Source organism: Veillonella rogosae JCM 15642, assembly GCF_002959775.1.
Lineage (GTDB): Bacteria > Bacillota > Negativicutes > Veillonellales > Veillonellaceae > Veillonella > Veillonella rogosae.
The window spans coordinates 398,426-410,884 of sequence record NZ_PPCX01000010.1 but is presented as its reverse complement, the minus strand read 5'-3'; the positions used below and the strand labels follow the sequence as shown (position 1 = coordinate 410,884).

The 12,459-nt window shown below is 37.3% G+C and carries 8 protein-coding genes; 7 read left to right on the top strand and 1 reads right to left on the bottom strand.

Going from position 1 to position 12,459, the window contains the following annotated elements; all coding sequences use genetic code 11:
* Positions 1–213: 213 nt before the first annotated feature.
* Positions 214–1,215: a YadA-like family protein gene (locus VRHSUH09_RS07280; protein WP_105081794.1), complete on the top strand. Its 1,002-nt coding sequence runs from the start codon at positions 214–216 to the stop codon at positions 1,213–1,215.
* Between the two features lie 87 nt (positions 1,216–1,302).
* Positions 1,303–2,523, top strand: a complete 1,221-nt coding sequence (locus VRHSUH09_RS07275; protein WP_054747390.1) for a hypothetical protein — start codon at positions 1,303–1,305, stop codon at positions 2,521–2,523.
* A gap of 517 nt (positions 2,524–3,040) precedes the next feature.
* Here VRHSUH09_RS07275 and VRHSUH09_RS07270 read toward each other — a convergent pair.
* The gene (locus VRHSUH09_RS07270; RefSeq protein ID WP_105081793.1) at positions 3,041–4,456 is read right to left on the bottom strand and encodes a sodium:solute symporter family protein; all 1,416 of its coding nucleotides are present in this window, start codon (positions 4,454–4,456) and stop codon (positions 3,041–3,043) included.
* Positions 4,457–6,267: 1,811 nt separating this feature from the next.
* Here VRHSUH09_RS07270 and VRHSUH09_RS07255 point away from each other — a divergent pair.
* The 5 genes from VRHSUH09_RS07255 to VRHSUH09_RS07225 all read left to right on the top strand — a co-directional run bounded on the left by VRHSUH09_RS07255 (position 6,268) and on the right by VRHSUH09_RS07225 (position 12,252).
* The gene (locus tag VRHSUH09_RS07255) at positions 6,268–6,840 is read left to right on the top strand and encodes a hypothetical protein (RefSeq protein ID WP_105081792.1); all 573 of its coding nucleotides are present in this window, start codon (positions 6,268–6,270) and stop codon (positions 6,838–6,840) included.
* Positions 6,841–6,848: 8 nt separating this feature from the next.
* On the top strand, positions 6,849–7,418 hold the full coding sequence (locus VRHSUH09_RS07250) for a hypothetical protein (protein WP_054747386.1): 570 nt from the start codon (positions 6,849–6,851) through the stop codon (positions 7,416–7,418).
* Between the two features lie 526 nt (positions 7,419–7,944).
* Positions 7,945–8,520 carry a TonB-dependent receptor gene (locus VRHSUH09_RS07240; RefSeq protein ID WP_105081791.1) on the top strand — a complete coding sequence of 192 codons (576 nt, stop codon included), beginning with the start codon at positions 7,945–7,947 and terminating at the stop codon, positions 8,518–8,520.
* 1,186 nt (positions 8,521–9,706) lie between these two features.
* Positions 9,707–10,927: a hypothetical protein gene (locus tag VRHSUH09_RS07230; protein ID WP_054747380.1), complete on the top strand. Its 1,221-nt coding sequence runs from the start codon at positions 9,707–9,709 to the stop codon at positions 10,925–10,927.
* A gap of 68 nt (positions 10,928–10,995) precedes the next feature.
* Entirely contained in the window at positions 10,996–12,252 is a 1,257-nt protein-coding gene (locus tag VRHSUH09_RS07225) for a hypothetical protein (protein WP_105081790.1), read from the top strand.
* Positions 12,253–12,459 lie beyond the last annotated feature (207 nt).

The following is a 12,459-nucleotide window of genomic DNA, read 5'->3' as shown; positions in this document are numbered from 1 at the left end:
CGCTCTTTTAGAGGAGCGTCTTTTTATTTAAAATGAATAAATAATGAAAGTTTATCAAAGTTAATCATTGAAATAAAAATAAGCTAAGCTTATAATTGTAGTATATTGTGAAATTTTGGGTTAGTATTGTTTTTTGTATGTTTATAGTTAGTTAGACCATACTATAAGGGGTTGTATGGCTAAGGTTTTACTATGAATTCAGGGGGAGTCATCATGAATAAGAAGTTGTTAGTATTAGCTGGGATTATGTCTGTGTTGAGCATTAACGTGATGGCAGAAGCAGATATGAGAACTATTGTAGGTAGTCTTAATAATATTACGGTAGACGAAACTGAAAATGAGAATGGCCAAAAGAGTTATACTGTTGGATTGAGCGAAGATGTTCAAGGTCTTCGATCCATTGAGGTGTCAGATAATCCAGCTGGACGCGATAAATATGTTGAAATTAATGGTAATGAAATCAAAGTATCTCATACTGATGGCGTCAAATATTCTAGCTTAACCTTAGATGGATTGGTTGTTGAAAGCGACACAGATCAGATTAATAGAACGATGTATGGCCCTAATGGCATTGTTATTGAAAAAGCCGATGGAGACAATAATACTGATACTATCGTTTCTTTAACAGACAACGGACTCAATAACGGTAACCATAAAATCGTGAATGTGTCCAAGGGTGAGGTTTCCAAGACGTCTACTGACGCTATCAACGGCAGTCAGTTGCACGAAGTGAAAACGCAGGTGGACAATAATACGAATCGCATTTCTACGCTCGAAAATAACACGGTTAACATTGGTGACAAGGTGCTCAACAATGCCAAGTCCTACACGGATCGTCAAGTCTCCAAGGTTGGCGCTGCCTCTGCGGCATTAGCGGGCCTCCATTATCTCGACTACAATCCAAACGATAAATGGTCCTTTGCCACTAGCTTGGGCCACTATAAACACTCCACGGCTGGTGCTATCGGTGCGTCCTATCAGCCGAACGAAAACTCCATGGTTCACGCTGGCGTTACCGTTGGTGGTGAAAGCATGTTTAACATCGGTGCTTCTTTCAAGGTAGGCGAACAAGATCCGACACTCAAAACAAGTCGCTTTGAAATGGCAAAACAAATCAAAGACCTACAAGCTGACAATGCATCACTGCGCGCAGACAACGAAGAACTACGGGCTGAAGTAAACGAAATTAAAGCAGCGTTACAAAAATTACAATAAGCATAAATAGGCACGTTCTCGAGGATATAGTATACTTATTCTAATACTAATGAGAGAACGTGCCTATTATTGTTTGAGAGGTGTTGTATGAAACTAAAAAGTATTTTGTTGAGCTTGGCTGTGACAGTCGCTTTCACCATGCCTATTGATGCAGCGCAGTACACTGTTCCTGACGGGCAACCACCTGTGCCAGGGGCTGATGCAAGTATTCCAGATAATGCGTATCAGAACTATCGTTATGATAAGACTCGTAATATTACCACTGCTGATCACATTAAGAAAATTGAAGAGTATAATAAGCGGATTGATGGTGAGGTTCTTGAGAAGAAAGGCACTGCAGAGCAAGCAGAGCAATTAAAAAAAGCCTATGCGAAGTATTTGGATTTAATTACGCATGAATCCACCGTAATTTTATTGCACGAAGGTGACTATAAGGCTAAAGTGACATTGCCTATTGTAGTGGTAGAAAGTTATTTTGAGGACTTGGATAAAAAGGGGAAAGGCTCGTATGTTTTTGAACACAGTGTTACTGCTGGTCTAGTAGGTGCTAATGAACGAGTTGAAGATTCAGGATTTAATAAAAAAGCTCAACGTAAAGGGGAATTTATGTATCCGGGTATTAGTAAAGGATACTGGGGAATAAGAGAGCAATATGCGAATGGAAATCTACCTATAATGTATGGTGCCGTTACTTTTGATAAATACCCAAATCAGACGTATATGGTCATCTTAGGTAATAAGAATCAACCTATTACAAATAATCTAGAATCTACAATGGCTAATTTTGTAATCCCTTCTATTCAATCATTAGAGAATTTAGATAATACTAGTGATGCTATTACATGGGATAATCTGAGTTATCGACTACCTAAGGGAATGACTTTAGATATTGTGGATAAAAGCGATGATTTTCAAGGTCGTGTGTATGTTGGAGATGGTATGAAACTCGTTGTTGCACGGAGTCCTTTAGTTGATAAGGGAGAGCCAATCCAACTGTATACTCAGAGAGTTTTAAACCACTTTTTTTATAAAAAGAATCCAACATTATTAAAGGATATACCTCTTCAAGCAGCTTTAGTATTGAATAATGGTGTTCCTTCTTATCTTCTAGATCAATATAATCCGGGTAAGAAATCTCGTATTTATCAACTGATAACAGATGATAAGTATGAATATTATATGTTCCTTACCTATGAAGATGGTAAAAACAAGTATAGCCATATTGAACTACGCAATATAATGGAATATTTAGACTTTGGAAATGCGAAGCAAATAAGACAAGCTAGGAATAAAAGATTAAAGAAATAAGAAAAAGACCGTACCTTGGGGTGCGGTCTTTTCAGTGTTTATCTATATATTTCTATTATTCGTTCCTTATTGTATCGTATATTAGTTCGTTCTATAATAGACTTAGGATAGTCAGATGAGGTTGGGCCTCTCTTCGTCATCGAAGGGAGGGATAAGCCTATGAGTGATTATGAATTAATCATGCTCTTATTACAGGTGATAACTGTGGTTATTGCCTTTGGGGCATTAATAGCGCTTATTTGTCTTGGAAAAGACAAATAGCCCTTCGTTATCTTAGATGATTCGATAACTAAAAGGCCATTTCTCAAGATTCTTTGCTTTTAGAGATGAGCCTGACGTTACGACTCGTCTGACTATCTATTTATATTATAATAAGGTTATGATATATCGTCAAATTATGATGAACACGTGTATAGTACACAATTGGATGATGTGGTTGTAACATAAGAAAACTCCTATTGGCTTTCACCGATAGGAGTTTTCTCTTTAGTGTATTCTTTTAGAATGTTCTTTTACATTATTCTTTTAAATGATCAGGAATTGCCGGTGGAGCCGGTGGTTTACCCATGGATCTTTCAATGAACACCACAGCCACAAAGACGATGAGGCTGACGATGGAACCGAAGATGATGGACATAATGCCGTATGGGTTGCCCACGAATTCCCAGTACACGCCTGCGATAGAGCCGAGCACGATAGACCAAATGCCAGCGCCAGCTGTTGCATTTTTCCAAGTGAGGCCAAGTAGGAATGCAGCGAATGGGCCAGCGGATCTCATAGTGAAAGCAAATACGAGCATCGGAATGATGGCTTTGCTTACAAGGGAGATAACGATGGCGATGATGCCGAGGAATAGTACGCATAGACGGCTATAACTTGTGAGCTGTGCATCAGTGAGGCTTTTACCAAAATGATGTTCTACAATATCCTTGGTAAATACAGTAGCGGCGCCTAATAGGTCGCCTGCGCCTGATGAAAGCGTAGCCGATACGACAGCGGCCATAACGAAGCCAGCCATAATTGGAGGCATGAGGTTAAGTGCTACCGTTGCCACCGCGTTGTTCGCTTCGATGTTCGGGAACTCAGCCAATGCTACGAGGCCCAATACGGCGGGAACGAAGGCAAATAGAGCCATGATAATACCACAAATGATGGAACCAAGAACGGCTGTTTTTTCGTCCTTCGCGGCGAAGTACCGTTGTACGGACTCTTGGCCGGTGGAGAAGGTCATGAAGTACATGATAATAAGGCCGATGATGGTTTTCCAACCTACCTTAGTGAAGCCGAGCTGTTCAGGTGGTAATTTTGTCACTACCGATTCCCAACCGCCCACATTGTGCAATACGAACGGCACAGCGAGGGAGAAGCCCCCAACGAGAACGAAGAAATGGATAACGTCCGTCATTGTTACGCTCCACATACCGCCGGACATGGTGTAAATTACGAGAACCGCGCCGCAGATGAGGATGGCGAGTTCTGTTGAAAGCCCGGTGAGAACGCTAATAATAGTTGCTGTCGCTGTAATCTGTACACCTGCTAATGTAATTGTGGCAAGCATGGACAGAATAGACGTAATTAGATGGCTAGAGCCACCGAAGCGACGACCGATGATCTCTGGCACTGTTGTTGCCATAGCACGACGTAAAAGCGGTGCGATGAAAGCAACGAGAATAACCCCAATCCCTGCAGAGACTACGTACCAACCTGCAGATAAACCCCAAGAACCATACGCTTTCGCGGCTACACCAACGGTACTCCCGCCACCGATCTCCGTAGCTGCTAACGTGCCTGCCGTCATAAGAACCCCAATACGACGACCTGCGAGTAGATAGTCAGTACTATCTTTTACACGAATATGACAATACACGCCGACCAATAAATTCAGTAATAAATAGGCACAAACAATAACCCATATAATAGTTAAAGAATCCATATGCCACCTCCTAAACTACAAACTAGTTAGAGACACATACTAAATCACCCTTACCTACTTGTGGTGTGTACGCAAGTATAACTTTATTATCCCTAAAAATAGGGGAAATTACAACGAGGAGTTTCTTGGCGCGTTGGAGAATGTATATATAGTAGGAGTAAAAAATAGCCCGTTAATGACGGGCTTTTTTATGGTATTAGATAGGAGAGAGGCAATGAGTATACTCAAGTACATCAAAATTATATTAGTGCTTTTGTTTAAGGCTTATCTTGTTTATCTATGGATTAACTCTGTAGAGACCTTTACTCAGCTACTCTATTATATTTATGTATTGAAAGTATCTTCATTGGAGCAGTTCGGCCTATTTCTATTCTTTCTCTTTGGTAATATATGTTGTATTCTGTGGCTTGTTTTATGGTGTAAGCGATTACCGCCAGCTTTTAACAAACCAAAAATATATTATAAAATTAAAGACTGGATACGATCCAAGAAACAAGAAGCACCTATCTATAAAGTTCTATTTGGCAGTTTACTGCTTTTGCTAAAACTATGTCTTGTAGTGTATATCTTAATCGCTGTCTCTACTGTTTTAAGTATTCCATTGATAGATTATTAGTCTATTTTCAAAATTTAAATACACTAAAAACCGAGTTACTATTTGATTAGTAGCTCGGTTTTATTTGTCTTACAAAAAGCAAATAATAGGCACGATCCTACTTGCATAGTATACTTATGATAATAGGATTGTGCCTATTAGATTGCTTAAAAGTTGGTTAAAGATTGGTTAGATTCAGTGGGTAAACTTATATACGTCATTAAAACTATACTAGTGCTTTATTTCAAGCTTTTGCTTGTGATTATATGGGGGATTTCCGTAGGTCTTTTTTCTACGATGTCCTATAATCCCGCATTAGAGCCCTATTCACTAGGGGATTTAAAATTATATATAATTCTCTTATTGGGGAATATATGCTGTATCCCGTGGCTTGTGTTATGGTGTAAACGATTATCTCCGGCCTTTAATAAACCGAAAATATACTATAGGGCTAAAGACTGGATCCACACCAAGAAAGAAGAAGCATTTACTTATAAGGTTATTTTTCTCTGCTTAGGTATTCTGGTAAAAGCATATTTAGTAATTTATCTTGCTATTTTACTTGGCTACTGTATTGCTGTAAGCCTTCCATTTTTATTTGGGATACTGTCTCTTATTACCACTTTAATTATTTAAGAATCTGAAAGCCGAGTTACTTATTGATGCGTAACTCGGCTTTTATTAGTTAATTCGTATATTTGTATAATGTAATGCTTATTGTATCGTATATTAGTTCGTTTTATAATAGGCTTAGGATAGTTAGACGAGGTTGGGCCTCTCTTCGTTTTTGAAGGGAGGGATAAGTCTATGAGTGATTATGAAATAATCATGCTCCTCTTACAAGTCTTGGCTATTGTCATTGCTTTTGGAGCCTTAGTAGCCCTTATTTGCCTTACAAAAAGCAAATAGCCCTCCGTTGCCTAGTGTGACTAGATAACTGAAAGGCCATTTCCTAATCTTTTTTCAATTTCGAGATGAGCCTGACGTCACTACTCGTCTGACTATCTACCTATATTATAGGGATAAAGATATATATCGTCAAATAGAGATAAACCTTATAAATATCAATCTTAGAAATATCAATAGAAGTAAATCCTATATACTAAATTATAAAATTATTAATAATAGGCACAGCCTTGTTTGCATAGTATACTTATGCTAATAAGGTTGTGCTTATTTTATTGAGAGATAAGATTATTTTTTGAGAGAGGTTTTTATGGTTCAACGTATTTTGATGCTAGCCCTTGTGTTGTTAGCTTTCACCATGCCCACAGAGGCGATTACATTACAAGAATTACAGACATCACCACAGTTTAAGTTAGTTCATACTCGATCGATGAATGGTCCCATGGCGAGTGGTGGCTTGTATATCTATTTGAACACCTATTCTATTGAGGCAACTCATTATGCACCCCCACAGTATTCTTTGCGTGGTACCTATTATGTCGTAATAGATACAGATTACCAATCTACGATTGAAGAGAAACAACTTACTGTGGATTATGATACAAACTATTCTCTAGCTACCTTAATCCATTCGTCTCATATGATGAATCCTAGCCCGTCTACGTTGGCTTTGATTGAGGCTAGTGAAAGTAAATCTGGCTTATCTCTAGTGGACGTAGCTGTGGCAAAATATTCATTCGATGGGGCAGTACAGCAAATGCAGTATCGAAATGATATGCGCAAGTTCCCACTCAAGCGAAATAATACCATTATGTATGGTATAGCAGAGGCTATGTTTATGGCTGCCTATCAGCAGCATTTTGATGATATTGTGGTACAGTGAGGTGGACGATGAAACGCATATATTTACTTTCACTATGGTTATTAGCCTGCATCGTATTGCCCATGAAAGGTCAAGCCGTATCACAGGCTGACTTATTAAACGCAGAGCGATTTGAGCACATCGATTCGAGTGCTGACTCTGGACGAGGGGATGGAAAATATTTGGACCTTTCATCTGTTAAGCCTGTAACGGCACCGAATGGTCATCGTCGTATCGAAGCGGTCATCTATGTTTCTATGCCTGCTGCTAATATGATTCAAGGACTTTCAGTACAATACGATTACCAAATAGATCGTTCTTTGCGCCATTTGATTAATGCTCATGATAAAGCTCTAAAACAAGGCAATAAGATACCGTATATCTCTATTTGGCGTACAAAACAAGGGAACTCAGGAATCACTGGAACTGTTAATGATGGTGGTACCTATTACAATAATGGGCAGAATCGTCAACAACGAATCTATGCAGAAAATCTAAAAGCTATGATTCTACCTGCTGATTTTGGTGATGAAAAATATAAATTGCCGAATTTGCTCTATCAAAAAGCATATGATATAGCTTACGATGATGAGCCGTGATAGCTTATGAATAGTACTGGAATGGTTAGAACAGCGAATAGACTCCGATGGATAATTAAACTTGTTTTTGGGCTCATGTTAAAACTTATACTTTTGTTTATTTGGGGAGTCTCTATTTGGGTTTTTTATGAATTACTCTATGATCGATATGTATTAGAAGCATATCCATTAGGGCATTATCTTCCCGTATTAATATTTACCTTTGGAAATATTTGGATTTTGCCGTGGCTTATTTTGTGGTAAAAAGCTATACCCCGCATTTGATACGCCTAAGGTATATTATGGAGTAAAAGATTGGTTCGTTTCTTTGAAAGAGCAATCCCACGTAGGGGTGCTTATCTTTTATAGCATAGAGTTTTTTATAAAGTTATGTTTGCTCATATATGGCACGATTATAATGCTAGCTTGTATTATTATAGGACCAGTGCTATTGGCAATCATTAGCATGATATGTCATCAGCTTTTAGACAGTATTATATAAAATTACTAGTTTGAGTTGTTTATCAGAACGTTTAGGAGAGAGGCTATGAAAAGGAAACTTATAATTATGGGGCTTGTTATAGGCATGCAAGTGGTAAGTGGTTATAGTTATATGGCAGATGCAAGTTGGCTGAGTAAAACTTGGGACCGTCTTGAAACAAATGCAGCAAAGCAGTCTAATGATTGGCCGAAAGCTGAGCAATACACTCATTATGCGGGTGGGCAAATTGTAGGGGATACTTTGCCAGAAGCGGATATGATGATTCTTGGTGTTTCACTAGGCAATACATTTGATAGTGTGAAAGCTAGTCTAGGACAGCCTACTAAAGAGACAAGTAGAGGACTTACCTATGGTGGTGTTACATTTGGAAATTTAAAAATGGATGGTGTAGGGCCAATCGTTACATATATGATGATTGAGAATCGTGATGCCGTTACACATAGAGGTATTGCCGTAGGCGATTCCATGCGAAAAGTTCTCAATGTATATGGTAGACCTGATTTAGTGGATTCTAACAATCGATGGTTTTATGGAAAATATCGCTATCGGACTGATATTATGCATGGAATACAATTTGAACAAAAAGGCGATAAAGTCAGCAAAATTTTGATTTATAGATAATTATATTGGAATATCAGGCACAAAAAAGCTGAGCTATTTAGTTATAGAATTAGCTCAGCTTTTATTAGTTAATTCGTATATTTGTATAATGTAATGCTTATTGTATCGTATATTAGTTCGTTCTATAATAGACTTAGGATAGTTAGACGAGGTTGGGCCTCTCTTCGTTTTTGAAGGGAGGGTTGCTTATGAGTGGTTATAAAATCATTATGATTATCCTTGGGATTTTATCAGTCATGATATCCTTTGGAGCACTTGTGGCGCTTATTTGTCTAGAAATAGCAAAATAGCCCTTCGTTTCTTCGGAAATTAGATAAAACGAAAAGGCCATTTCTACATGTTTCATTTAGTTTAGAGATGAGCCTGACGTCACTACTCGTCTGACTATCTACTTATATTATAGGGATAAAGATATATATCGTCAAATTAAGATAAACATTATATATACTAATTAGAGAAAATTCCTACACAATCTAAAATATAAATAGATAATAGATAATAGGCACAGTCTTATTTGCATAGTATACTTATGCTATTAAGTTACTTTTACTATGTATATGATTAGATAGAGAATAGCAAATGAGTACATTTAAATACATTTTTAAAATTATACTAGTGCTTTACGTTAAGTATTTGCTCGTTTCTCTATGGATAGGCTCCATAGAGGCGTTTATTCATAGCTTACAGAAACCTGACTTAACGCCGTACTTATATCCCTTAGGGAGTTATGACTTATATATGATTTTTCTCTCTGGTAATATCCTCTTTATTCCTTGGCTTGTTCTATGGTGTAAACGATTACCACTAGCCTTTAATAAACCTAAAGTATATTATAGGGCTAAAGCTTGGATACAATCTAAGAAAGAGCAGGCACTGATTTATAAAGTCATCATTAATAGTCTGGTGGTTTTACTAGCATTGTGTCTTTTGATATATATTATTATCGCCATTGGAACTTTGCTTGCATTAATTCCTTACTTTATATATGCTATATTTCATTACATATTTTATTTCCGATCTCTATTCATTTAAATAACTTACATGTCTGATTCATATGAATAGAATAAACACTTAAATATAAAATTATAAATAATAGGCACGACCTTATTTGCATAGTATACTTATGCTAATAAGGTTGTGCTTATTTATGTTGTAAATGTGAGAGAAGAAAAGAAGAGAGGGTTGTATGTTACGTAAAAGTATAATCATGATGGCATTAGCGGCTGCTTTCACCATGAATGTAAGCGCTGTACAGATCGAAGTTCCAGCTGGACAGCCACCTATGCCAGGTGCTGATGCGAGTATTCCTGCCAATGCATATGAGAATTATCGGGCCGGTAGCTTGAGTAATATAGGAACTAGTGATGTTATAAAGTTAGATTCTAAATCTGAAAAGAATAAGGAAATGTTCATAACCGACTGGGGACTAACACGAGATGAAGCTAATGAGATAGCAAGTGGTTCTAAAAAGGTGATAGATTTAATCGCTAATGAGTCTGCAGTTGTGTTATTGCATGATGATCGTACTAACATCCGAGCATCTGTTCCTGGACTACTATTAGCAAGTAAATACTATCCAAAACTCAGTGATGGTGAACGTTTATCTATTGTAAGAGAACATTCCGTGTTTTTTGCCATCGGTACGAAACAGAATTATGATGATGCATTAGGCAAACTAAAAACAGAGCGAAAAGGGGAGTTTATATATCCCGGGATCACACATGGTAAATGGGCTATTGAAACCGAGTCTTTCGGCGAAAATAGGCCTGCTATGGTTGCCGTAGTTGGTTTAGATAATCAGCCAAATCAAGAATATATCATAGGGCTTAGCTACAAAAATCAGCCCGTTACTGACAAGCTCGAACGCGTTATGAGTAATTATGTGATTCCGTCGATTCGCTCTTTAGATGATATGGATCAGTATAGTGAAAGTATCAACTGGGATAATCTCATGTATCGTATTCCTAAAGGTCTTAAACTCATAGCACAGAAATCCTTAAAGGACTCTACTGAAGTGAGGGACTATCGTGGAGCGGGTATACGATTTGTTGTGGCCAAGAAACCTATAAAAGTAAAAGATAAATATATGTATTCCTTTTTTAATGAACTTGTAGAAGTACGACCAGAGCGCCAGATAATAGGTGATGCGCCTATTCAGGCAGCATCTGTTTGGAATAATGGCGTTCCTAGTCTTTTAGTAGATAATTATCAACCAGGAAAAAGATCTATAATGCATCGATTCTTATACGATGACAAGAATGTATATATTATGAGTCTAGTTTATACTGATGGAGCTATACCATATTCTCATATTCAGCTACGCAATACGGTAGAATATTCTGACTTTGCAAATGTTGAAACATTGAGAAATAAGGTAATCCGCATTCAAAGTCAAGAAAGAATGTAATACGAAAATAAAATACGAAAATGTAATGCAGTTGTGTGTATTTAGTTTGTAAATTTTAAGAGGGTTTTATGTTACGTAAAAGTATAATCATGATGGCATTAGCAGCCGCTTTCACCATGAATGTAAGTGCTGTGCAGATTGAAGTCCCAAAGTGGCAACCACCCGTTCCAGGTGCGGATGCGAGTATTCCTGCTAATGCTTACGAAAATTATTCCTATATTAATGAAAAGGCAATACAAGAGGCGGAGATATTTAGCGCTAAAGTACAGAAAAATGTGGAAAAACCCAAGACTGCGATAGAAAAGGTTTTTAAGGAGAAAACTGGATTGGCTCAAGCTGTTAAGCTAGGGGAATTCTCAGAATCTACTGTTATCTTACTTCATGAAGGAGAAAATAATATTCGTTTATCTGTGCCAAATATTAGCTTGCGTGGAGATACGGTTGAATCTAAATCGAGTGATGGGCTTTTATTTGCTGTTCATGGTTATACAGGCATTTTATTGGTAGGGCCACCACATGGTAAGAAGATTAATAAATATATACAGAATGAGGGAATATATACATATCCAGGGTTAGAGAATGCATCTTGGAAAATTTTTAAAGGTAAGACACATGTGATGTATACGGAGTTTACGCCAAGTAAGACAAAAACGACGTATGGTATTACGTATCTTGGTGGTGGCGATGTGAAGGATCCATACCAAGATAAATTTGCTGAAGTGGTAATGAGTAATTATATTATTCCATCTATTGAGCCTTTGTCTGGGCTAGATAATTATAGCCATGTTAAGCATTGGGATAATTTCGGTTATCGTATTCCTAAAAAGGCTAAGCTGGTGAGCGAAGCTATGGAAGATAATAAATATGAGGTTCGTACTTATGAAGATGTAGGAGTTAAAATTCGTGTATTACGCTTTCGAATAGATCCTAATATTGTTGATAAAAGCTTAGCAAAAAAACAAATTTTTACCTTTTTGAATAAATATGGTGATCTTGAGGCTCCTACACAGTATGCAACAGTTTGGAATAATGGTCTTCCAGGATTCTTAATTGATCGATATAAACCTAATGGAGAGTCTTTTTTGCGCCATTTTACAAAGGATTCTGAATATTATTATAGTTATCGCATTGATTATGATGAAAGCAAATCTTTGTATAAACATAAACAATTGCGCGATATGATCGAGTATGTCAGCTTTGATAATGCTGAAAGTTTACGAAAAAACACGCAGTGGCGTATAGATAATAGCCATAAAAAGAAATTTGATACGGATCCAAGCTTTAATCAGTGGTATATGGGATGGATTAATATATTAGCTCAATAAGAAATTTTGTTTTTTATTTGCCTTACAAAAAGCAAATAGCCCTCCGTTACCGCATGGTAGCTAAGTAAACAGAAAGGCCATTTCCTAATTTTTTTACTGATTTAGAGATGAGCCTGACGTTGCGACTCGTCTGACTATCTACTTATATTATAGGGATAAAGATATATATCGTCAAATTAAGATAAACATTATAAGTACTAATAGAGA